At 57.4% G+C, this 21,549-nt stretch carries 22 protein-coding genes; 8 read left to right on the top strand and 14 right to left on the bottom strand.

What is annotated here, in order from left to right:
* Positions 1-22 precede the first annotated feature (22 nt).
* Positions 23-742 (bottom strand): fatty acid metabolism transcriptional regulator FadR, encoded by a 720-nt coding sequence (gene fadR, locus J9788_RS09705; RefSeq protein WP_182264321.1) that lies wholly within the window; start codon positions 740-742, stop codon positions 23-25.
* A gap of 243 nt (positions 743-985) precedes the next feature.
* Between fadR and nhaB the strand changes: the two genes are divergently transcribed.
* From nhaB to J9788_RS09690, 3 genes are all read left to right on the top strand, one after another.
* Positions 986-2,551 carry a sodium/proton antiporter NhaB gene (gene nhaB / locus J9788_RS09700; protein ID WP_182264320.1) on the top strand — a complete coding sequence of 522 codons (1,566 nt, stop codon included), beginning with the start codon at positions 986-988 and terminating at the stop codon, positions 2,549-2,551.
* A 120-nt stretch (positions 2,552-2,671) separates the two neighbouring features.
* Positions 2,672-3,202, top strand: coding sequence for a disulfide bond formation protein DsbB (gene dsbB, locus J9788_RS09695; RefSeq protein ID WP_004932277.1), 531 nt, complete (start codon positions 2,672-2,674; stop codon positions 3,200-3,202).
* 648 nt (positions 3,203-3,850) lie between these two features.
* Positions 3,851-4,612 (top strand): aspartyl/asparaginyl beta-hydroxylase domain-containing protein, encoded by a 762-nt coding sequence (locus J9788_RS09690; RefSeq protein ID WP_182264319.1) that lies wholly within the window; start codon positions 3,851-3,853, stop codon positions 4,610-4,612.
* 117 nt (positions 4,613-4,729) lie between these two features.
* On the opposite strand, the gene J9788_RS09685 is transcribed toward J9788_RS09690, so the two are convergent.
* From J9788_RS09685 to J9788_RS09670, 4 genes are all read right to left on the bottom strand, one after another.
* A complete protein-coding gene (locus J9788_RS09685; protein WP_025159803.1) occupies positions 4,730-5,176 on the bottom strand; it encodes a YcgN family cysteine cluster protein in 447 nt (148 codons plus the stop codon).
* A gap of 122 nt (positions 5,177-5,298) precedes the next feature.
* Positions 5,299-5,955 (bottom strand): fumarylacetoacetate hydrolase family protein, encoded by a 657-nt coding sequence (locus J9788_RS09680; protein WP_046896694.1) that lies wholly within the window; start codon positions 5,953-5,955, stop codon positions 5,299-5,301.
* 56 nt (positions 5,956-6,011) lie between these two features.
* Complete coding sequence (locus J9788_RS09675; RefSeq protein ID WP_182265090.1) at positions 6,012-7,034, bottom strand: lytic transglycosylase domain-containing protein; 1,023 nt, start codon at positions 7,032-7,034, stop codon at positions 6,012-6,014.
* A 28-nt stretch (positions 7,035-7,062) separates the two neighbouring features.
* Entirely contained in the window at positions 7,063-7,335 is a 273-nt protein-coding gene (locus J9788_RS09670) for a YcgL domain-containing protein (RefSeq protein ID WP_004932294.1), read from the bottom strand.
* Positions 7,336-7,471: 136 nt separating this feature from the next.
* On the opposite strand from J9788_RS09670, the gene minC reads away from it, so the two are divergent.
* The 3 genes from minC to minE are packed head-to-tail and all read left to right on the top strand — an operon-like array spanning position 7,472 to position 9,278.
* Positions 7,472-8,167: a septum site-determining protein MinC gene (minC, locus tag J9788_RS09665; RefSeq protein ID WP_033650952.1), complete on the top strand. Its 696-nt coding sequence runs from the start codon at positions 7,472-7,474 to the stop codon at positions 8,165-8,167.
* Between the two features lie 25 nt (positions 8,168-8,192).
* Positions 8,193-9,005 carry a septum site-determining protein MinD gene (gene minD / locus J9788_RS09660; protein ID WP_004932300.1) on the top strand — a complete coding sequence of 271 codons (813 nt, stop codon included), beginning with the start codon at positions 8,193-8,195 and terminating at the stop codon, positions 9,003-9,005.
* Between the two features lie 3 nt (positions 9,006-9,008).
* Positions 9,009-9,278, top strand: coding sequence for a cell division topological specificity factor MinE (gene minE / locus J9788_RS09655; protein ID WP_004932303.1), 270 nt, complete (start codon positions 9,009-9,011; stop codon positions 9,276-9,278).
* Between the two features lie 237 nt (positions 9,279-9,515).
* Here the strand turns inward: minE and rnd are convergent, their stop codons facing one another.
* The 5 genes from rnd to J9788_RS09630 all read right to left on the bottom strand — a co-directional run bounded on the left by rnd (position 9,516) and on the right by J9788_RS09630 (position 16,005).
* Positions 9,516-10,637, bottom strand: a complete 1,122-nt coding sequence (gene rnd / locus J9788_RS09650) for a ribonuclease D (protein WP_046896693.1) — start codon at positions 10,635-10,637, stop codon at positions 9,516-9,518.
* A gap of 81 nt (positions 10,638-10,718) precedes the next feature.
* A complete protein-coding gene (fadD, locus tag J9788_RS09645) occupies positions 10,719-12,407 on the bottom strand; it encodes a long-chain-fatty-acid--CoA ligase FadD (RefSeq protein WP_033643344.1) in 1,689 nt (562 codons plus the stop codon).
* Between the two features lie 209 nt (positions 12,408-12,616).
* Complete coding sequence (locus J9788_RS09640; protein WP_021503867.1) at positions 12,617-13,207, bottom strand: Slp family lipoprotein; 591 nt, start codon at positions 13,205-13,207, stop codon at positions 12,617-12,619.
* Between the two features lie 100 nt (positions 13,208-13,307).
* Positions 13,308-14,009 carry a tRNA (adenosine(37)-N6)-threonylcarbamoyltransferase complex dimerization subunit type 1 TsaB gene (gene tsaB / locus J9788_RS09635; protein ID WP_033643345.1) on the bottom strand — a complete coding sequence of 234 codons (702 nt, stop codon included), beginning with the start codon at positions 14,007-14,009 and terminating at the stop codon, positions 13,308-13,310.
* Between the two features lie 79 nt (positions 14,010-14,088).
* Positions 14,089-16,005 (bottom strand): ATP-dependent DNA helicase, encoded by a 1,917-nt coding sequence (locus J9788_RS09630; protein WP_046896691.1) that lies wholly within the window; start codon positions 16,003-16,005, stop codon positions 14,089-14,091.
* Between the two features lie 133 nt (positions 16,006-16,138).
* On the opposite strand from J9788_RS09630, the gene J9788_RS09625 reads away from it, so the two are divergent.
* Positions 16,139-16,483, top strand: a complete 345-nt coding sequence (locus J9788_RS09625) for a RidA family protein (RefSeq protein ID WP_182264318.1) — start codon at positions 16,139-16,141, stop codon at positions 16,481-16,483.
* A gap of 63 nt (positions 16,484-16,546) precedes the next feature.
* Here J9788_RS09625 and mdtI read toward each other — a convergent pair whose 3' ends face one another.
* From mdtI to zwf, 4 genes are all read right to left on the bottom strand, one after another.
* Positions 16,547-16,876, bottom strand: a complete 330-nt coding sequence (gene mdtI / locus J9788_RS09620; RefSeq protein ID WP_016927446.1) for a multidrug/spermidine efflux SMR transporter subunit MdtI — start codon at positions 16,874-16,876, stop codon at positions 16,547-16,549.
* Positions 16,863-17,231: a multidrug/spermidine efflux SMR transporter subunit MdtJ gene (mdtJ, locus tag J9788_RS09615; RefSeq protein ID WP_004932327.1), complete on the bottom strand. Its 369-nt coding sequence runs from the start codon at positions 17,229-17,231 to the stop codon at positions 16,863-16,865. Before mdtJ ends, mdtI begins: the two co-directional genes overlap by 14 nt.
* 552 nt (positions 17,232-17,783) lie before the next feature.
* A complete protein-coding gene (locus J9788_RS09610) occupies positions 17,784-18,425 on the bottom strand; it encodes a bifunctional 4-hydroxy-2-oxoglutarate aldolase/2-dehydro-3-deoxy-phosphogluconate aldolase (protein WP_182264317.1) in 642 nt (213 codons plus the stop codon).
* A 154-nt stretch (positions 18,426-18,579) separates the two neighbouring features.
* Positions 18,580-20,055, bottom strand: coding sequence for a glucose-6-phosphate dehydrogenase (gene zwf, locus J9788_RS09605; RefSeq protein ID WP_033643346.1), 1,476 nt, complete (start codon positions 20,053-20,055; stop codon positions 18,580-18,582).
* A 447-nt stretch (positions 20,056-20,502) separates the two neighbouring features.
* On the opposite strand from zwf, the gene J9788_RS09600 reads away from it, so the two are divergent.
* Positions 20,503-21,375, top strand: a complete 873-nt coding sequence (locus J9788_RS09600) for a MurR/RpiR family transcriptional regulator (protein ID WP_046896690.1) — start codon at positions 20,503-20,505, stop codon at positions 21,373-21,375.
* Positions 21,376-21,549: the final 174 nt, after the last annotated feature.

Here is a 21,549-nt window from a genome sequence, read left to right as displayed (position 1 = left end):
TTACTATGTCATTCGCACGGCATCAGCGGCGCGCTTCGGTCAGATCGCTCGGCATGGTGCCCTGCATGCTCTGCCAAATCGCCCCGCTCTCTTTACCGTAGTTGCGCACGGTGTCCATCACCTGGTCGTACAGCTTCTCATGGCAAAGCGTAGACAGCTTGCTGTAGAAGGTCAGCGCCAGCTTGCGCGCTTCCGGGTTGGAGAAGTAGTAACGGCCCACGCGGGTGTACAGCCCTTTCAGGCCGTTGAAAATCAGGCCATAGATCGGGTTGCCGGAAGCGAACGCCAGACCACGGAAGATCTCATAGTCCAGGACATTGAAGGCATCCGCCTGATCTTCCACCTCGGCGGCTTTCGCCAGCACTTCCTGCGCCTGATCAGGATGATTGCGCACCGCAGCGCGAATAAAGATCGACGCGATATTGGTACGCACGGACAACAGGTTATCGATCAGCTGCGGGACGCTTTTGTGATCGAGACGAGCCACGGTCTCAAGGATATTGAGGCCGGACGTTTCCCAGAAATTGTTCACTTTGGTCGGTTTACCATGCTGAATGGTCAACCAGCCATCGCGGGCAAGACGTTGCAACACTTCACGTAACGTGGTGCGCGTGACGCCAATCAACTCCGAAAGCTCACGCTCCGCGGGCAAAATAGAGCCAGGGGGGAAGCGATTATTCCAAATACTCTCAATAATGTACTCTTCCGCGAAACCGGCAGGACTCTGCGCCTTTATGACCATGTGTTTGACGTTCCGTTGCGACGATAAAATCAGTAAAAGTAATCAGCTCATCATACCAGATCACACAGACATGACATAGCGTGAGCGAAAAACAATAAACGAAAGTGTGCATAAAGTGGCAAAAAACGCGCAAAAACACCGGCCCTGAGAAATTTGCCGCCGTAAAACAAGCTCCGGTTGCGCCCGCCCCCGCCGCATTGTTAGGGTACGTGCTACGACTGATTTAAGGATGCATAAAGGACAATGGAAACAACCCTGCGCAGCGCCCTGCTCAAAAACTTCCTGGGGCAATCTCCCGACTGGTACAAACTGACCATTCTCATTTTCCTGGCGATCAACCCGCTGGTGTTCTTTTTCGCCAGCCCGTTTCTCGCGGGTTGGCTGTTGGTGATCGAGTTCATCTTTACTTTGGCGATGGCGTTGAAGTGCTACCCGTTGCTGCCGGGCGGCCTGCTGGCGTTGGAGGCCGTGGCCATCGGCATGACCAGCCCGACGCAGGTTTCGCAGGAAATCGAACATAATCTGGACGTGCTGCTTTTGCTGGTCTTTATGGTGGCCGGCATCTATTTTATGAAGCAACTGCTGCTGTTCGTGTTCACCAAGCTGCTGCTCAATATCCGCTCGAAAACGCTGCTGTCGCTGGCGTTCTGCCTGGCGGCCGCCTTCCTTTCCGCCTTCCTCGATGCGCTGACGGTCGTGGCGGTGGTGATCAGCGTCGCCACGGGGTTCTATTCCATCTATCACAATGTGACGTCGAACCGCTCTGACGGCGACATCGGCGATGACAGCGATTTCACCGGCGAAGAGCGCAAGCAAACGCTGGAGCAATTCCGCGCCTTTCTGCGCAGCCTGCTGATGCACGCCGGCGTCGGTACCGCGCTCGGCGGAGTCATGACCATGGTGGGCGAGCCGCAGAACCTGATCATCGCCAAAAGCGCGGGCTGGGGCTTTATCGACTTCTTCCTGCGGATGGCGCCGGTCACTTTGCCGGTGCTGGCATGCGGCCTGCTGGTCTGCTGGCTGGTAGAGCGTTTTCGTCTGTTTGGCTACGGCGTGCAGTTGCCGGACGCTGTGCGCGAGGTGCTGAAAGAGTATGACCGCAAGGCCACCGCGGGCCGCAGCAAGCAAGAACGCCTCAAGCTGGTGATGCAGGCGCTGATCGGCGTTTGGCTGGTGCTGGCGCTGGCCTTCCACCTGGCCGAGGTCGGGTTGATCGGCCTGTCGGTCATCATTCTCGCCACCTCGCTGTGCGGCGTGAACGATGAACACGCCATCGGCAAAGCGTTCCAGGAAGCGCTGCCGTTCACCGCCCTACTGACGGTGTTTTTCACCGTGGTGGCCGTGATCATCGAACAGCACCTGTTCAGCCCGGTGATCCAGTTTGTGCTGCGCGCCGAGCCCGCCTCTCAGCTTTCGCTGTTCTACCTGTTCAACGGTCTGCTGTCGTCGGTTTCCGACAACGTGTTCGTCGGCACGGTTTACATCAACGAAGCGCGCACCGCGCTGGAAACCGGCGCCATTGCGCTGAAACAGTTCGAACTGCTGGCGGTCGCCATCAATACCGGCACCAACCTGCCTTCGGTCGCGACCCCTAACGGCCAGGCGGCGTTCCTGTTCCTTTTGACGTCGGCCTTGGCGCCGCTGGTGCGTCTGTCGTATGGCCGCATGGTGTGGATGGCCCTGCCTTATACGATCGTATTGACCGTGGTCGGCCTGCTGTGCGTACAGTTCACGCTGGAGCCGGCGACCGAACTGTTGACACAGTGGCACTGGCTGACGCTACCGCCTGTCGACGCCATCGGCCACTGATGCGGCGCCGGCAGGGTAAACCGACTATTTTTACGCTGAAACCGGCCCAGGTGGCTGGCAGCGAGGGGGAATTGGTTTACACTGCCGGTTCAATTGCTTACTGCATGGAAGAATCTAGATATGTTGCAATTCTTTAACCGCTGTTCACAAGGACGCGGTGCCTGGCTGCTGATGGCCCTAACAGCGTTGGTGTTGGAACTGGTCGCGCTCTATTTCCAGCACGTCATGCTGCTGCAGCCCTGCGTCATGTGTATTTACGAGCGTTGCGCGCTGTTCGGCATCCTCGGCGCCTCGCTGGTGGGCGCTATCGCGCCGAAAACCCCGCTGCGCTACGCGGCGATCTTGCTGTGGATCTACAGCGCCTGGGAAGGCGTACAGCTGGCGTGGAAGCACACCATGATCCAACTGCACCCCTCGCCGTTCAATACCTGCGATTTCTTCGTCAGCTTCCCGTCCTGGCTGCCGCTGGATAAATGGCTGCCGGCGGTGTTCCACGCTTCCGGTGACTGTTCCGTGCGTCAATGGCAGTTCCTGACCCTGGAAATGCCACAGTGGCTGGTGGGCATCTTCGGCGCCTATCTGCTGGTGGCGCTGATTGTGCTGATCGCGCAATTTGTTCGCCCACGCCGCCGCGATTTGTTCGGCCGCTGATAGGTCAACAAACAAAAAACGGCGCCTCAGGGCGCCGTTTTTTTAGGGTATTACTGTCAAATTCAGAGATGACCCCATTTCAGGTATGTGTAAGGAAGTAAACGAGCACGATCAGTGCCCCAGCTACGGCAAACAGACGGACCATTTTCATTGTTATGCTCTCGAACTTGCGGGAGAGCGGCCAAATTACCCAACTTATCGTTTAAAAAGAAGCATCCTGGCTCGATTACGCGCGTAATTTACATAACATTAAACTTCTGTGATACCGGCAGGCAAAAACAGGCGATGTCGGCGCAATCCTCTCGGCTTTCGGGCGACAATAAATTACCGTTATTTATGAACGACTGCGCCTTTGTCACATTCAGAGCACAATATTTTGGTGAACTTTGCCCATAAAATCCTTATAGTATCGGCAAAGTGAGTACTACCGATTTCCCTGGTGTTGTTGTGTGTCTTGCCCCTCATCTTTGCAGGGGCTTTTTTCCTTCCCCCAAACCGTCAGTCCCCGCTGCCTTTAAATAAATCATTCAAATTTAACTCTGCACGGTATCACTCATCGGCCACCGTTCGCGCACTAATGATTAAAATCTTTCGTGATTCTTTCCTTATGCTGAATGCAGTAGGCCAATGACATCAAGGACACGATTTATGCCGGATAGCACCTTTCCCACCACGTCTCAGCGCCCGTTCCTGCGGCGCATGCTGCTCAAAGCAGGGAAAAAATTCCTGCGCTGGAACGGCGAATTTCAGACTCGCCATTCGCTCATCTCCACCACGCCGCGGATCGGTAATCATGAATTTAATTGGGTGACGGCGCTGGAAGCCCGTTGGACAGCCATTCGCCAGGAGTTGGATCGGTTACTGGAGCACCCGGAGGACATCCCCGCGTTCCACCAAATATCACCGGATCAGAAACGCATCTCCAAAGGGGATAATTGGAAAACCTTCGGACTATTTGTCTACGGGCAGCGCGTTGATGAGAACTGCGCCATTTGCCCGCACACCGCACAGGCGGTCAGCGAGATCCCCGGCATGCGCACCGCCATGTTTTCGATCCTTAAGCCGCACTATCACATCGTCCCCCACAAAGGCCCGACTCGTGCCGTGGTGCGCGCGCATTTGGGATTGATCGTGCCAAAGGATCGGGAAAAGCTCTGGATCCGCGTCGACGATCAGATCCTGCACTGGGATGAAGGCAAGGTCATTTTGTTTGATGACTCTTATGAACACGAGGTGCGCAATGATACCGACGAACTGCGTGCGGTGCTGTTTCTCGATATCGACCGGCCGATGGACAAAGTGGGAACGGCGGTAAATAAACTGCTGTTCAGCCTGATTAAAGCCAGCCCTTACGTGAAGCAGCCGCTGAAAAATCTGGCCAACTGGCGCCGCCGTGACAAAAAAGAGTGAAGTGACGGCTTATGCCATAACCTCACGCCTGCCGGTTAGCGCAATTGCAGAGGGCGGCCTGTCCTGACACGCCGCCCTCTTGCATGAAAACGCGTCTTGCTGCGCAAGGGCCCGGCGTTATCTGGCCCAGTCCGGCTTGTTGAGGATATGGTCCTGCCAGTCCACCACTTCGCTCTCGCGCACCGCGATATGCCGCACGGTGATGCGTTCACCGTGCATCGCCGCCTTGGAGCCGCTCAGCAACGGATGCCAAGGGAACAGCGGCTTGCCCTCACCGATCAGACGATAGGCGCAGGTTGGCGGCAACCAATCGAAGGTGGTGAGGTTTTCACGCGTCAATTTGATGCAGTCCTCTTCCAGCTCGAAGCGCCGCTCGTAGTTACGGCATTGGCAGGATTTGATGTTGAGCTGGTTGCAGGCTACGTTGGTAAAATAAATCTCGTCGGTATCTTCGTCGATCAGCTTATTCAAACAGCATTGCCCGCACCCGTCGCACAGCGATTCCCACTCTTGTTCTGACATTTCCGCCAGCGTTTTCTGTTGCCAAAAAGCGAGTTGTGACATGTTAGCGTCCGGTTTCGGTAAATGGATAACTCACCTGCGCACAGGTTCGAGGGGGGACTATATAGACATTTTAGCCGCGAGATGCAAGTTTTGCCGCCGACGATGCCGGCGGCGAACAGCGATCAGATCACCCGGGTGCTGAGCGCTTTACCGTTCAGACTGATTTTCAGCATGTCGCCGGAGGCCATCGGGCCCACGCCCTGCGGCGTGCCGGTCAGGATGATGTCGCCGGCGCGCAGCGTGAAGAAACGGCTCATGTAGCTGATAAGCGGCAGGATCGGCGTGATCATGTCGCGCGTATTGCCCTGCTGGCGCAGCTGGTCGTTAACGGTCAACGACAGCTCGGCGTTTTGCGGATCGCCGAATTCCGCCACCGGGATAAACCCCGACATCGGGCAAGAACCGTCGAAGGCCTTGGCCTTTTCCCACGGCTGACCGGCCTTTTTAAAACCGGCTTGCAGATCGCGCAGCGTCAGATCGAGCGCCACGCCGTAACCGGCGATCGCCCGCGCCACACGGTCTTCGTTGGCCTGTTTCAGCGGCGTGCCGATCAGTACCGCCAGCTCGACCTCATGGTGTACTGAACCAAACTCTTTAGGGATGGCCACCGGCTGGCGGATATCGCACAGCGCCGTTTCCGGTTTGATAAACACCACCGGCTCGACGGACACCGCGCTGCCCATTTCCTTGATGTGATCGGCGTAGTTGCTGCCGACGCAGACCACCTTGTTCACCGGGAAATCGAGCAACGAACCCTGCCAGTCTCTATGTTGATACATACCGCTTCTCCCAAACTGTAGAGGCTTGGCGCGCCAAGCCGATTATTGGTGCCGAATCAATGTCCGATCGCGTCCGCCATCATACCCACGGCGATAGCGAAATAGTAAGAGCGATTCCAGTGCATCAGGGTGCGGAAATTATCATAGACCAGGAACGTCCGCCCCTGCAGATCATCCGGCGCGATGATCCAGCCGCGCTGCACGGCGTGCGGCAACGCGCGGCCATCCGCACGGCGCACGCCGCGTTTCTGCCAGTCGTTGACGCTGCGCGCCTGCGCGTCTTTCAGACCCAGTTCGGCCCGATTGAAGCCGGCGGGCAGTTTGACCTCGCGCCCCCAACCGATGCCGGGCTGCCAGCCCTCTTTGGACAGGTAGCTGGCCGTGGACGCGAAAACATCGTCAATGTTATTCCAGATATCGATGCGCCCGTCACCGTCACCATCCGCCGCATAACGCAGGAACGAGCTTGGCATAAACTGACATTGCCCCATTGCGCCGGCCCAGGACCCTTTGAGCGGCGTATCGCCAACGTGCCCCTGTTCGACTATCTGCAACGCCGCCAGCAGCTCCTGACTGAAAAAGGCCTCGCGGCGCCCTTCGAACGCCAGCGTCGCCAGCGCGGACACCACGTCCTCCCGTCCCTGGATCTTGCCATAGGCGCTCTCCATGCCCCACAGCGCGATGATATAGCGCCCCGGCACCCGATAGCGTTCGCTGGCCCGCAGCCATTGCGCATGGCGCAGCCGGTACAGTTCACGCCCCTGCCGCACCTTGGCGGGCGACATCACCCGCCGCAGGTAATCGTCCAGGGTTACCTTCTGCTCCGGCTGATTGCGATCGGCCTTGATCACCCGATCGACGAAGTGGATTTGCGCAAAAGCCCGGTCAAGGGTGGCCTGACTGATGCCCTGTTCCCGCGCCCGGCGCTTCAGTTGCTCGACATACGCCGGGAACTGCGCCGGATCGCGCCCGCTGGTCGCCAGCGTCGTCTCCTGCGCCGCCTGCGGTGCGCCCGGCACCATCGCCCCGCCCAGCGCCAGCCAAACGGCCAACGCGGTACTTCTCGCCGAACGTGTCATCATGCCTCCCCTGACCGTGGCGGCGGTCTCAGGCCTTGTCGCCCGCCAAATGCTGATTGAGCAGGTTTTCCACCGGCGGCGGGAACTGCAGGTAATAACCTTCGTCTTTCAGCGCCTGTTTCACCTTTTCGATATCCGCCGAGGCCAATTTCTTGCGTTCATCGAGTGAAAGCATCATGGCGAATTGCGGCACGCCGAAACTTTTCATCAGTTCTTCCGGCACACGAGAGAAATCGTCTTTTTTTTCGACATAAAGATAAGTTTGATCGCGTTTCGGGCTTCTATAGATCACACAAAGCATTTTTTTAACTCTATTTAATTGAGGGAGCGTCTTGCCTGGATATAACTCTGACTATAACATGCTTATAGTACATCGGAATATCGCACCCCGAGTGGTATTCCGGGGATTTAAAGTTGCTGAGACTGAGTCAGGATAGATGTCACAATCGCCAATTGAGCTAAAAGGCAGCAGTTTTACCCTATCGGTTGTTCATTTGCATAATTCGCAGCCCGAGGTAATACGCCAGGCGTTACAGGAAAAAGTTGAGCAAGCGCCCGCTTTTTTGAAAAACGCCCCTGTTGTTATCAACGTCGCAACGCTGGATGGCGATGCGAACTGGAAAGAACTTCAACAGGCTGTCGCGGCAGCAGGTCTGCGCGTTGTGGGTATCAGCGGTTGCAGAGATGAGCGTCAAAAGCGCGCGATAGCCCGTGCCGGGCTGCCGTTGCTGAGCGAAGGCAGAGGCCAGAAAATGGCGGCGCCGGAGCCTGCACCTGCGCCCGTGGTGGCGGATAACGCCCCCGCCAAAACGCGTATCATCAGCACCCCTGTCCGTTCCGGCCAACAGATTTACGCCCGCAACTGCGATCTTATCGTGACCAGCAGCGTCAGCGCCGGCGCCGAACTGATTGCCGACGGCAACATTCATGTCTACGGCATGATGCGCGGTCGCGCGCTGGCAGGCGCGTCAGGCGACACGCAATGTCAGATTTTTTGCACCCACCTGGCGGCTGAGCTAGTCTCTATCGCAGGGCAGTACTGGTTGAGCGACCAAATCCCGTCCGATTACGTCGGGCAGGCCGTACGACTCAGCCTGTTGGATAACGCTTTAACCATACAACCTTTAAATTAAGCCCTTTTGACAAGGAATCCATTTCATGGCACGCATTATTGTTGTTACATCGGGTAAAGGGGGCGTTGGCAAGACCACTTCGAGCGCGGCCATCGCTACCGGCCTGGCCCAGAAAGGCAAGAAAACCGTCGTGATCGATTTCGATATCGGCCTGCGTAATCTTGACCTGATCATGGGCTGCGAACGTCGGGTAGTTTATGATTTCGTGAACGTGATTCAGGGCGACGCCACGCTGAATCAGGCGTTGATCAAAGACAAACGCACTGAAAACCTCTATATCCTGCCGGCTTCGCAGACACGCGACAAAGACGCGTTAACCCGTGAAGGCGTTGAGAAAGTCCTCAACGATCTCGGCGAGATGGATTTTGACTTCGTGGTCTGCGACTCACCGGCCGGTATCGAAACCGGTGCGCTGATGGCGCTGTATTTCGCCGACGAAGCTATCATCACCACCAACCCGGAAGTCTCTTCGGTACGCGACTCCGACCGTATCCTGGGCATCCTTTCCTCCAAATCGCGCCGCGCCGAGAAAGGCGAATCGCCTATCAAGGAACACCTGCTGCTGACCCGTTACAACCCGGGCCGCGTCAGCCGTGGCGATATGCTGAGCATGGAAGACGTGCTGGAAATCCTGCGCATTCCACTGGTGGGTGTGATCCCGGAAGACCAGTCCGTACTGCGTGCTTCCAACCAGGGTGAGCCTGTCATTCTGGATGCCGAGTCAGACGCCGGTAAGGCGTATGACGATACCGTTTGCCGCTTGTTGGGGGAAGAACGCCCATTCCGCTTCATTGAAGAAGAGAAGAAGGGTTTCCTGAAACGCCTTTTTGGGGGATAAACCATGGCCTTATTAGACTTCTTTCTGTCCCGCAAAAAACAGACAGCCAATATAGCCAAGGAACGGCTGCAGATTATCGTCGCAGAGCGTCGTCGCGGGGACAGTGAGCCCCCGTATCTGCCTGATTTGAAACGCGATATTCTGGCGGTTATTTGCAAATACATTCAGATCGATCCTGAAATGCTGCATGTGCAGTTCGAGCAGAAAGGGGACGATATTTCGGTACTTGAACTTAACGTGACATTACCGGAATCGGAAGAAGCAGCTAAATGATTGCGACGCATTAATTACCCCCTGTATATTTTATGCAGGGGGTAACTGTATGTGCATCCAGTTATTAAGCATTATCGGCAGCAAAAAATCGATTTTTCCCTTTGGGACAATTCCCAATTAACTTTGCCGCCACCTCGTTTAAAGTAAATTCTGGCCAGATTTACATTCAACGCATTATTTCCTGCCTATATTCACCCGAGCAGAGTTTCCCTACCCTGCCCTGGTGATAACCAGCGATTAATAATCTTTCAGGATCTCCTGCAACGGCGCCATTAATAAATCACCGCGCCAGCCACTGATTAATTCAGGGCGACTCTCGCCGTCCTTCAGTTTCCAATGCCAGTTCAACAATTGGTTAATTTGGCGACGGGATGCCAGCAGCTCGCTGCTCAACCCGCTTTGCTCGCTGACGGTGGCGATAGCGGCCTTGATGTCCTTAAACACCTTCTTGTAGCCCGGCTGATCGATAAGGTTGGCCAACGGCGCCGGCAACTCGGCTTCGTCCAAGGCTTCGGCCTCCGCCACCAGCGCCAACAGCGTTTTGCCGTGATAACGGATCTCCGGCCCGCTCAGGCCCAGCGAATCCAGTTCTCCCAGCGAAGACGGCATAAAGCGCGCTACCTGCCACAGGTTCTCCTCGCGAACCACGAAGTTCACCGCCAGATCGCGCTCGCGCGCCTGGCGCAGCCGCCATTCCGCCAGCTTCTGCAGACACCCCAGCTGGCGCGGTCGCAGCTGCCAGGCATTGCTGATTTCGCGATAGGCCACTTCCGGCGCCAGCGCCTCGCTACGGCGTTGGCACAGCAGCAAGCACTCGTTATTGGCCGCAGCGGTCCAGCCGGCCTCTTCAGTCTCCTGCACCAGCTGTTTGGCCATCGGCAGCAGGTAGAACACGTCGGCGGCCGCATACACGCACTGTCTTTCGGTCAGCGGGCGCGCCAGCCAGTCGGTGCGCGACTCGCTTTTGTCCAGCTCAACCTTCATGTACTCCGCCACCAGCGTCGCAAAGCCGCAGGAGAGCGGCCGGCCGGTAAAGGCCGCCAGGATCTGGGTGTCGATCATCGGCGTCGGCAGCGTTTTAAAGGCGTTGAGAAACACTTCAAGATCTTCGCTGCCGGCATGCAGGAATTTCACCACGGCGGTGTCGGCCAGCAGGTCGACAAACGGCTGCCACTGCTTGATCGGCAAAGGATCGATAAGGGAGAGTTGTTCACCGTCGTAGAGCTGGATCAGGCCCAGCTGCGGATAGTAGGTGCGCGTTCTGACAAACTCGGTGTCCAGCGCTATCTGGGCATGCTTTCTCGCCTGCTCGCAGACCTGCTGCAATCCGGCATCGGTAGTGATCAACTGATAATTCAAAACATCATTCTCTTGTAGGATTCAAACACAACAACGCCGGCATTCACCGGCGTTGTTGATAGGCTGACGCGAGAGCGAAACCTAAGCGGCATCGGCCGGCTTAGGTGCTTTTTGCTCATCGCGCAATTCTCGCCGCAAAATCTTGCCGACGTTCGACTTCGGCAGTTCATCGCGGAACTCAACAATTTTAGGCACTTTATACCCGGTCAGGTGGCGTCGGCAATGGGTCAACAGCTCTTCCTTGGTCAGCGAGGCGTCTTTCTTCACCACGCAGATCTTCACCGTTTCGCCGGAGGCCTCGCTGGGCACGCCGATTGCCGCACATTCCAGCACTTTCGGGTGCTGGCTGACCACATCTTCAATCTCGTTCGGATACACGTTGAAACCCGAGACCAGGATCATGTCTTTCTTGCGGTCGACGATGCGCACAAATCCCTGATCGTCCACGGTCACCACATCACCGGTCGCCAGCCAGCCGTCTTTCAGCACTTCGTCGGTGGCATCCGGACGCTGCCAATAGCCTAACATAACTTGCGGCCCTTTGACCCACAGTTCGCCCGGCTCGCCCGGCGGCACGTCATGGCCGTTGTCGTCCACCAACCGAATGTCCGTCGACGGCACCGGCAGACCGATGCTGCCGCTGTAGTGTTTAAGATCGTAAGGGTTGCCGGCCACCAGCGGCGCGCACTCCGTCAGGCCGTAACCTTCCAGCAGGTGTTTGCCGGTGGTTTTCTCCCACTTCTCGGCCACCGATTTTTGCACCGACATGCCGCCGCCGACCGAGAAACGCAGCGTAGAGAAATCGAGCTTGTGGAAGTCTTCGTTGTTCAGCAACGCATTGAACAGCGTATTTACCCCGCTCATGGCGGTAAACGGGTATTTGCCCAATTCTTTCACCAACCCCGGAATGTCACGCGGGTTGGTGATCAGCAAATTGCGCCCGCCCAGATCGATAAACAGCAGGCAGTTCACCGTCAGCGCGAAAATGTGATACAGCGGCAGCGCCGTCACCACCAGCTCCTGCCCTTCACGGAACAGCGGCGAATAGGCGGCCTTGGCCTGCTCAAGGTTGGCCTGCATGTTGCGGTGCGTCAGCATCGCCCCCTTCGCCACCCCGGTGGTGCCGCCGGTGTACTGCAGGAAAGCCAGATCGGCATTAATGATGTCCGGTTTTACATATTGCAAACGGCGGCCGCGCTGCAGCGCGCTGCGGAAGGAAATGGCGTCCGGCAGGTTGTATTTCGGCACCAGACGCTTAACGTATTTGACCACGAAGTTGACCAACGTGCCCTTGGCGGCCGACAGCTGATCGCCCATGCGCGTCAGGATCACGTGTTTGACCTGGGTGTTGAACACCACTTTTTCCAGCGTATGGGCAAAGTTGGAGACGATGACGATGGCGCTGGCGCCGCTGTCGTTCAACTGGTGCTCCAGCTCGCGCGGGGTATACAGCGGGTTGACGTTGACCACCACCATGCCGGCGCGCAGAATGCCGAACAGGGCAATGGGGTATTGCAACAGGTTAGGCATCATCAGCGCGACGCGGTCGCCCTTCTTCAGGCCCAGCTCATTTTGCAGGTAAGCCGCGAAAGCCCGGCTGCGTTCTTCCAGTTTGCGGAAGGTCATCACCTCGCCCATATTGATAAAGGCGGGCTGATCGGCATAGCGCTGCACGGCATGCTCAAACATTTCGATCAACGACGAATAGCGATCGGCATCAATCTCTGCGGGCACATCTGCCGGATACCGTTTTAACCAGACCTTATCCAAGGTATTACTCCTGAAATCATTACTAATTATCATCGCAGCCCTCAAACTCGCAGCCTAACCATAACAATATTTTAACTCAGCAGACCAGTTCGGGTTTTAAACATTACTCAGGTTGCGATGTACGTCACTAATTGTCGGATATTCCTTATCCCAAAAAACAAAAGGGCGGCCTGAGCCGCCCTGTCAAATTAGTTCACATCAAGCGTATGTTACTCGGTTACGATGGTTTGCACCTGTGCCGGGCCGGGGTTGTACCAGCCATAGCCTGCGCCCCAGCCGGGTCCCCACGGGCCACCGCGCCAGCCCCAAGGGCCCATCGGCGCAGGCGGCATCACCACCTGCTGTACCAGATGCCAGCGCTTGAAACCGGTCACGTTCATCGTTACGAAGCGATATGGCGTCATGCCGATCCGCCCCTCTTTCAGGCCGGTGATAGGGCCGACGACGGTCACCAGTTGGCCTTTGAAATCGACCGGTTCGAGGAAGCCATTCACCGTGGCCAGCAAGCGGCCGTTCGACGGTTCACCCAGTATCGGCCGCGCACCGCTGTCGAGCGGCACCGCCGCGATCTCCAGCAGCGTGCGCCCTTGTTCGTTGGCGACGTTCACCACGGTGCCGCCGAAGCGGGCTTCCGCGCCGGTAAACAGGTTCGGTGCATTTTGTACCGAGGAAAGCTGAGTCACCGGCGAAGGGCTGGAGCCTTTGATCGCATCCGGTACGGTGACGCACCCGGTCAGAACCAGCGCGCCGCAGGCGACGGCCAGCAGCGACAGCTTTTTACTTGCAGTGCGGATTAACATGGTCGCAATCTCCTGAAATGCCTGTAACTTTGACCGCGTTTCAGCGTTCAAGTTGCAGGCCTTCATCGCCCGGCATCAACATCAGCACAATAACGCCCGATTACTCGCGGCCCGGCAGTTTTTTCCAGGTCACTTCATTGCGCAGGTAGGTCGGCTCGGCGTTTTCCACCGCCACCGCCAGCCCCTGTTGCCAGGCGTGCAGCGCCAGCGGCAGCATGTCTTCCGCCTGCGGCAACAGCATCTGGCCGTCGCGCACGCTCAGCGTGGAACCGTTGACCAGATCGGGGTAGGTTTGCCAGCCGGTGCCGACGTGGGCCCACTCGCCCTGCAGGCGCTGTGCGCGCTCGAGCGCCTGCGCCGGCGACAGCACCGCCTCGCCTTCGCTTTCCAACCAACGGCCGTCGGCCTGACGTTCGAACTGCCCCCAGTAGACCTCGCCCATGCGCGCATCGATCGCCGCCAGCACACGCTCCGCGCCGCTGACGCGCCAGGCGCCCTGCGCCATGGTTTGCAGCGTGGAGACGCCAATCATCGGCAGATCGGCGCCCAGCGCCAGGCCCTGAGCGATGCCGATGCCGATGCGCACCCCGGTAAAACTGCCGGGGCCGCGGCCGAAGGCCAGCGCATCGAGCTGGTTGAGCGCCAGGCCAGATTCCGCCAGCACCTGCTGCACCATAGGTAAAATACGTTGCGTATGCTCGCGTGGGCACAGCTCAAACAGGGCGTGGATTTCGCCTTGATTCCAGACGGCGACGGAACAGGCTTCCGTCGCGGTATCGATCGCTAAAATTCGCGTGGACATGCCAACCTCTGGCGGGAATAAAACTGGGTTTTTCATACAGGGCGCGCATTGTAGCACAGCCCCGTAAGCCCTTCATCTTTCACGTAGCCGACGTCTCGGCGGCCTGCAGGAAGGCGATCGCCTGCTTCAGATCGCGGGTGCGCGGCGTGGGCGGCAGGCTATTGAGGAACACCTCGCCATAAGGACGCATCACCAGACGGTTATCGCAGATCACCAGCACGCCGCGATCGTCGGTATCGCGGATCAAACGGCCCACCCCCTGTTTCAGGGTGATGACCGCATCCGGCAACTGCACGTCATTGAACGGATCGCCGCCGCGCAGGCGACAATCTTCAATGCGCGCCTTCAGCAGCGGATCGTCCGGTGAGGTAAACGGCAGCTTATCGATGATCACGCACGACAGCGCATCGCCACGCACGTCCACCCCTTCCCAGAAGCTGCTGGTCGCCACCAACAGCGCGTTACCGGCGGCGACGAACTGTGCCAACAGCTGCCCTTTGCTGGTTTCCCCTTGCAATAAGACCGGCAGCGTCATCGTGGCGCGGAACTCTTCCGCCAGCTCGCGCATCATCTGGTGCGACGTGCACAAGAAGAAGCAGCGGCCGTTGTTGGCTTCAATTAATGGGCGCAGCATGCGCGCCAGCTGGCGCGCCCCGCCGGGCTGATTCGGCGAAGGCAAAAAGCGCGGCACGCACAGCAACGCCTGTTTGGCATAGTCGAACGGGCTCGGCAACAGCAGCGTTTTGGCCTTGGTCAGCCCCAGCCGTTCTGTGAAGTGACCCAACTGATCGTTGACCGACAGCGTGGCCGAGGTAAAGATCCAACTGCCCGGCTTCTCGTCCAGCATTTCGCGGAAACGGTCGGCCACCGTCAGCGGCGTCAACGCCAACACGAAGTGGCGCGAATTGCACTCATACCAATAGCTGTAGCCCGGTTCCGTCACCGCCTTGAGGCGTTTGAGACGCGCGCGGTACAGCGTGGCGCGCTCAAAGGCGGCATCCAGCAGCGCCGAACGCCCCAGCGACAATTTCATGACGTCATAACACAGCTCCAGCGCGTCATCGAGCAGCAACAAAGCGCGCTGCACGTTCGGTTCGCCGAGCACATCCCGCAGGTTGCCGCGAAAACCCGGCTCCCCCAGATTCAGACGGAAATCTTGCGTGCTCAGGCTGAGACGGTCGGCGCTTTTTTGCAGTTGGGCGGCATCGCGCACCTCGGTGCGGTAGGCGATGGTGATGTCCTTCGCCAGATCCAGCAGTTGGCGGCTGGTGAGCTGCTGGCCGAAATACTGGCTGGCGATGTCGGGGATTTGGTGCGCCTCATCGAAAATCATCACCTCCGCCTCTGGGATCAACTCGGCGAAACCGCCCTCTTTCACCACCATATCCGCCAGGAACAGGTGATGGTTCACCACCACCACATCCGCATCCATCGCGCGGCGGCGCGCTTTGACCACGAAGCAATCCTGATACAGCGGGCAGTCGCTGCCGAGACAGTTATCATTGGTGCTGGTCACCAATGGCCAGACGAAGCTGTCTTCCGCCACTTCGCTGCAGGTGCTGATATCACCCTCTTTGGTCTGCGACGACCATTTGCGCAATTGCACCAGATCGATCAACGTCTGCCCCGCCAGCTCCCCGCCGGCCATCGACTGTTGCTCAAGACGCTCCAGACACAGGTAGTTGGAGCGCCCCTTCAGCAGCGCCAGCTTGCCTTTGTACTTCAGCGCCTTGGCGACGGTGGGCAGATCGCGCGCATACAGCTGATCCTGCAGCGCTTTCGAACCGGTGGAGATGATCACTTTGCGATCGGCACGCAGCGCCGGTGCCAGATAAGCGAAGGTTTTGCCGGTGCCGGTGCCGGCTTCCACCACCAGTTCCTGCTTGAAATTGATCGCTTCGGTAACGGCTTGCGCCATCTGCCGCTGCGGCTCACGCGGTTTGAATCCCTTGATAGCCTGCGCCAATGCGCCGTCTGTTGCAAAATCGTCTGTCACGCTGTCTCTCTGCCGGTGTCATTCAGCGGTGATTATGCCAAGCCTGCCGCCCGGCTACCACCCACTTTATCGCCGCGCTTTTTCATCACCGGCTGTGCTACCCTTAGCGGGACGATGATATGGAGATAAGCAAATGAATATTGAAAGAATTGATCCCGATAAGCGCTGGTCCGAAGCCGTGGTGCACAACGAGACCGTTTACTACACCAGCGTGCCGGAAAATCTGGACGATGACGCGACCGCGCAGACCGCCAACGCCCTTGCCGCCATCGACGTGCTGCTGGAACGCGTAGGGTCGGACAAAAGCCGTATTCTGGATGCCACCATCTTCCTGGCCAATACCGCCGACTTCGCCGCGATGAACGCCGCCTGGGACGCCTGGGTGGTCGCCGGCAGCGCGCCGGTGCGCTGCACCGTGCAGGCTCAGCTGATGAATCCGAAGTACAAGGTGGAAATCAAAATCATCGCCGCGCTGTAAGCCACGCGCAGACGAAAAAAAAACCGCAGGCGGCTATGCCTGCGGTTTTTTTATTGCCCGCTATCAGGACAGTTTGAGGATCACCATCCCCGTCAACAGCAGCGCCAGACCAATCCAGCCTTTGGCGTTCAACCGCTGGCCGAACATGATCCAGCCCGCAGCGATGGTGGCGGCGATACCGAAACCGCCCCATAACGCGTAAGCGATTGACAGATCGATGCCCTTTACCGCCTGCGCCAGGGCGCTGAACGCGCCGAGTACCGACAGCAGCGACAACAGCCCCAACCAAATTTTACGGAAGCCGTCCGACATCTTCAGGAAGATGTTGGCGATGATTTCCAGCACGATGGCCAATCCCAGGAACCCAATGTGGTACAACTCAAACTGTTGCATGGTTGTCACCTCGCGGGCTGACCTGTTTTCGCTCTTTGCGGGTACCGGATTTCACCAGCATGATACCGGCGATCAGCGTAGCCAGACCCAGTACCTTCAGCGCGGAAATGGGCTCGTCGAACCACAGCACGCTGAACAGGGTAATGAACAGAATGCCGATACCTTCCCACAGCGCATAAGCCACGCCCAACGCCACGCGTTTTACCGCTACTGACAGCAACACATAAGACGCGGTGATCATCACGTACATCACGATATGCCCAATCATGCCGCCATTGACGCTGGCGTATTTCATCGACAAGGTGCCGATGATTTCGGTCATGATGGCCAAACCTAAAAAGATCCAATAAATCATAATTTTTCTCCCAAACGGCGAATAACGCGCGCCAAGGCATATTTATCCCGATTTATCTCGTCGAACGGCCGCAGCACGGCGCGCAAGACGCAGAGATCCCTGGGGATAAACTGACCCAAACGCAAAAAGAATGTTTGTCCGGCTGAACGGTAGAGCGAAGGCGCAAGCCCGCTACCAGCACCGGTTAAGGGAGAAAGACGCTATAGCTCGCTGCACCAGTGATGCTCACTGGCAAGGATCGCAGACAGGAAGAGTTGGCACGTAGAGGTTCTGAGGGTAGTTCCGTTAATAGTCATCATAATAGTTCTCTATTATCAGCCGCACACCGTGCGATTTGCCCAATATCCTCATAAAAGTAAAATTTTCAACTGAGATATTTTTACCACAGCCAAAATAAGAAAGCAAACTGCCGTTTTCATAAAAAAGCAGAAAAAAACGGGTTAAAAATAAGAAAGTTAATCGCGATAAAAATTAAAAAAGGCCCAACAGAGCGTTGAGCCTTGCGATATCCGCGGGTGAGCAAATAAGCGCCAACCCCAGGCCTGGCGCGGGTTACAACGCGGCGCCGCTGACGGCGCTGCCCGCCAGTTCAGTGATGCGCGCGTAGTCGCCGCTTTCGAGCGCATCGGCCGGCACCAGCCAGGAGCCGCCGATGCACAGCACGCTTTTTAGCGCCAGATAATCGCGGTAATTGTTCGGCGTAATGCCGCCGGTCGGGCAAAAGCGCACCTGCGGGAACGGGCCGCCGATCGCCTGCAGCGCCTTCACGCCGCCGTTGGCTTCCGCCGGGAAGAATTTAAATTCGCGCAGGCCGTAATCCATGCCCAGCATCAGTTCAGATACGGTGCTGATGCCCGGAATAAGCGGGATTGACCCCGCCGTCGCCGCCTGCAGCAAGGCTTCGGTCAACCCCGGGCTGATGGCGAACTGCGCCCCCGCCTCGGTCACCTCCCGCAGCTGCTGTGGATTGATCACCGTACCGGCGCCGATGATCGCCTCCGGCACCTCTTTAGCGATAGCGCGAATCGCCTCCAGCGCACAGGCGGTGCGCAACGTCACCTCCAGCACTCGCACGCCGCCGGCAACCAGCGCTTTCGCCAGCGGAACCGCCTGTTCCAGCGTGTTGATCACGATAACCGGCACCACCGGTCCCGCCGTCAGGATCTGTTCGGCGCTGGTTTTCCAGTTTTTCATCGTTATTTCTCCATTACTCGCGGTTAACAATGGCACGCCCCTGCCACAGGGCTCCGCGCAAACGCGCGAACGTCCGGCCGTACCGTAAGTGATGTGGCCCACGCGCAGATCGCAGGCAAAAAAAAGCCGGCAGACGGGCTGCCGGCATTGCGCATTACTCGAACTCGTTCCAGGAACGGCCGTCGCGGGTGATCATCGCCACCGAGGCCACCGGCCCCCACGTGCCCGCCTGATAAGGCTTAGGCGCTTCGTTGTCGGCTTTCCACGCGTCCATGATGGAGTCGACCCACTTCCAGGCCTCTTCCACTTCATCACGGCGCACGAACAGCGCCTGAATGCCGCGCATGGTCTCCAGCAGCAGGCGCTCGTAGGCATCCGCCACGTGCTCCTGGTTGAAGGTTTCCGAGAAACTCAGATCCAGCTTGGTAGTCTGCAGGCGGTGCTTGTGATCCAGCCCCGGCACCTTGTTCAATACCTGAATTTCGATGCCTTCGTCCGGTTGCAAACGAATGGTCAGCTTGTTTTGCGGCAGCTGCTGATAAGAGTCGCTGAACAGGTTAAGCGGCGGATTCTTGAAGTACACCACCACTTCCGAGCATTTGGTCGGCAGACGTTTACCGGTACGCAGATAGAACGGCACCCCGGCCCACTGCCAGTTGTCGATGTCCACGCGGATGGAAACGAAGGTCTCGGTGCTGCTGCTCTTGTTCGCCCCTTCTTCTTCCAGATACCCCGGCACTTTCTTGCCCTGAACGAAACCGGCGGTGTACTGACCGCGCACGGTGGTTTCCCGTACATTGGTCTGATCGATGCGGCGCAGCGAACGCAGCACTTTCACCTTCTCATCGCGGATGCGGTCGGTGGTCAGATCCGCCGGCGGCGACATGGCGATCATGGTCAGGATCTGCAGCAGGTGGTTCTGGATCATGTCGCGCATTTGGCCGGCCTGATCGAAGTAACCCCAGCGCCCTTCGATGCCCACCTCTTCCGCCACGGTGATCTGCACCGAATCGATGGTGCGGTTGTCCCAGTTGGACGCGAACAGCGAGTTGGCGAAACGCAGCGCCAACAGGTTCAACACCGTCTCTTTGCCGAGGTAGTGGTCGATGCGGTAGACCTGGGACTCGTTGAAGAACTCCGCCACCTGATCGTTGATCACGCGGGAAGACGCCAGATCGGTGCCCAACGGTTTCTCCATCACCACGCGCGCCGGCTCATGGTTCAGCTTGGCTTCGCCCAACCCTTTGCAGATGGCGCCGAAGGTGCTTGGCGGCATGGCGAAGTAGTTGATGGTGGTGCGGTGCTTCTGATCCAGCATTTTACCCAGTTTGGTAAAGTTCTTGCTGTCGTTGACGTCCAGGTTACAGAAGTCCAGGCGCGCGCTCAGCGTAGCCCAGAGTTCGTCATCCAGTTTTTCCTTCATGAAGGTGCCAAGCGCTTCCTTGACCACTTCGGTATAGGCTTTTTTATCCCACTCCGCGCGGCCAACGCCGATGATCCGCGTATCCGGGTGGATGTGTCCGGCTTTCTCTAACTGGTACAGGGAAGGCAGCAGCTTACGGCGCGCCAAATCACCTTTCGCGCCGAAAATAACCAGGTCACACGCCTGGGCTGTAGAGGTTACCGCCATGTTCATCTCCTCGTTGCAGGATATTTGTAATTTTCTTACATTACTAATGTACTCTGTTTGACTACGGCCAGCAAACCCAGCGCAGAAGCAGAAAAAAGACGTTAAGATCTCAGTGGTAGCGCCACTGCGCGCCGGCGCCCTCACAGGCGGGCAAAACTGTAATTTTTCGTCTTTTTTGACGCTCTGTTACCATTATGAAAGTTAGACACAGGTCATATTCTGGTGAAAAAAGCCTGCATACGCCCTGTCGAGACTGCCAACGGTTACCAGCACGTAGTATATTTTCACTAAACCGGCATTGATTTCTCCTTTGTTTGCAATCGACATACCCTATCGATTTCAGGTTACAGCCGCTCGTTTGGCGTCTGCTTGCACGGCGAACACGGGCGAAATTCGGCGCTGTTGCTTGAAAGCCACAGGGATAAAACCATGAGTGACTCTCGTTATATGAATACGCTGGACAAAATCCAGAGCCATCTGGAGCTCCTGAGCAAATCTGAAAGGAAAGTCGCCGAGGTGATCCTGGCCTCCCCGCAGACCGCCATTCACTCCAGCATCGCCACGCTGGCGCGCATGGCCGACGTCAGCGAACCCACCGTTAACCGTTTTTGCCGTCGCCTTGATACCAAAGGCTTTCCCGACTTCAAACTGCATCTCGCCCAAAGCCTGGCTAACGGCACGCCCTACGTGAACCGCAACGTCGAGGAAGATGACAGCGTCGATTCCTACACCAGCAAGATCTTCGAATCGGTGATGGCCAGCCTGGATACAGTAAAGGCAAATTTGGATATTGCCGCAATCAATCGTGCGGTTGACCTGCTCACCCAGGCAAAAAAGATCTCTTTCTTCGGTCTGGGCGCCTCCGCCGCCGTGGCCCACGACGCGATGAACAAATTTTTCCGCTTCAATATTCCGGTGGTCTACTTCGATGACATCGTCATGCAGCGCATGAGCTGCATGAACTCCGGCGAGGGCGACGTAGTGGTGTTGATCTCTCACACCGGCCGCACCAAGAACCTGGTGGAGATGGCCCACCTGGCGCGAGAAAACGACGCCACGGTACTGGCTGTCACCTCGCGCGATACCCCGCTCGCCCAAGCGGCAAGCCTCGCGTTGCTGCTCGACGTGCCTGAAGACACCGACGTTTACATGCCGATGGTGTCGCGGATCGCGCAATTAACGCTCATTGACGTGCTCGCCACCGGATTTACCTTGCGCAGAGGGGCTAAATTCAGAGATAACTTGAAGCGGGTCAAAGAAGCGCTCAAAGAATCGCGCTTTGATAAAGGCGTAGTCATTCCCAACAGTTTTGACTCGTAACCCGACGAAGAAAAAAGTCGCCGTTCAACAGACATTTGAATGGCGACATCAGAGGCTGTACCCTGTTAATACGCTCATGCGGGTAACCCGGGTGAAATATCAGTGTTGTAAAATTACATTTCACGCCTGGTTTCGTTATCCGACGTTATCGCGACACCAATATTTGCTTCACCA

The sequence above is a fragment of the Serratia sp. X10 genome (assembly GCF_017811775.1).
Classification (GTDB): domain Bacteria; phylum Pseudomonadota; class Gammaproteobacteria; order Enterobacterales; family Enterobacteriaceae; genus Serratia; species Serratia ureilytica.
Note: the sequence above shows the minus strand (reverse complement) of the source record. Positions and strands in the feature narration are given on the sequence as shown.

Excerpts from the sequence above, each read along its gene's own strand:
- fadR (WP_182264321.1), bottom strand. The coding sequence starts at position 742 with ATGGTCATAAAGGCGCAGAGTCCTGCCGGTTTCGCGGAAGAGTACATT.
- nhaB (WP_182264320.1), top strand. The coding sequence starts at position 986 with ATGGAAACAACCCTGCGCAGCGCCCTGCTCAAAAACTTCCTGGGGCAA.
- dsbB (WP_004932277.1), top strand. The coding sequence starts at position 2,672 with ATGTTGCAATTCTTTAACCGCTGTTCACAAGGACGCGGTGCCTGGCTG.
- J9788_RS09690 (WP_182264319.1), top strand. The coding sequence starts at position 3,851 with ATGCCGGATAGCACCTTTCCCACCACGTCTCAGCGCCCGTTCCTGCGG.
- J9788_RS09685 (WP_025159803.1), bottom strand. The coding sequence starts at position 5,176 with ATGTCACAACTCGCTTTTTGGCAACAGAAAACGCTGGCGGAAATGTCA.
- J9788_RS09680 (WP_046896694.1), bottom strand. The coding sequence starts at position 5,955 with ATGTATCAACATAGAGACTGGCAGGGTTCGTTGCTCGATTTCCCGGTG.
- J9788_RS09675 (WP_182265090.1), bottom strand. The coding sequence starts at position 7,034 with ATGACACGTTCGGCGAGAAGTACCGCGTTGGCCGTTTGGCTGGCGCTG.
- J9788_RS09670 (WP_004932294.1), bottom strand. The coding sequence starts at position 7,335 with ATGCTTTGTGTGATCTATAGAAGCCCGAAACGCGATCAAACTTATCTT.
- minC (WP_033650952.1), top strand. The coding sequence starts at position 7,472 with ATGTCACAATCGCCAATTGAGCTAAAAGGCAGCAGTTTTACCCTATCG.
- minD (WP_004932300.1), top strand. The coding sequence starts at position 8,193 with ATGGCACGCATTATTGTTGTTACATCGGGTAAAGGGGGCGTTGGCAAG.
- minE (WP_004932303.1), top strand. The coding sequence starts at position 9,009 with ATGGCCTTATTAGACTTCTTTCTGTCCCGCAAAAAACAGACAGCCAAT.
- J9788_RS09640 (WP_021503867.1), bottom strand. The coding sequence starts at position 13,207 with ATGTTAATCCGCACTGCAAGTAAAAAGCTGTCGCTGCTGGCCGTCGCC.
- tsaB (WP_033643345.1), bottom strand. The coding sequence starts at position 14,009 with ATGTCCACGCGAATTTTAGCGATCGATACCGCGACGGAAGCCTGTTCC.
- J9788_RS09625 (WP_182264318.1), top strand. The coding sequence starts at position 16,139 with ATGAATATTGAAAGAATTGATCCCGATAAGCGCTGGTCCGAAGCCGTG.
- mdtI (WP_016927446.1), bottom strand. The coding sequence starts at position 16,876 with ATGCAACAGTTTGAGTTGTACCACATTGGGTTCCTGGGATTGGCCATC.
- mdtJ (WP_004932327.1), bottom strand. The coding sequence starts at position 17,231 with ATGATTTATTGGATCTTTTTAGGTTTGGCCATCATGACCGAAATCATC.
- J9788_RS09610 (WP_182264317.1), bottom strand. The coding sequence starts at position 18,425 with ATGAAAAACTGGAAAACCAGCGCCGAACAGATCCTGACGGCGGGACCG.
- zwf (WP_033643346.1), bottom strand. The coding sequence starts at position 20,055 with ATGGCGGTAACCTCTACAGCCCAGGCGTGTGACCTGGTTATTTTCGGC.
- J9788_RS09600 (WP_046896690.1), top strand. The coding sequence starts at position 20,503 with ATGAATACGCTGGACAAAATCCAGAGCCATCTGGAGCTCCTGAGCAAA.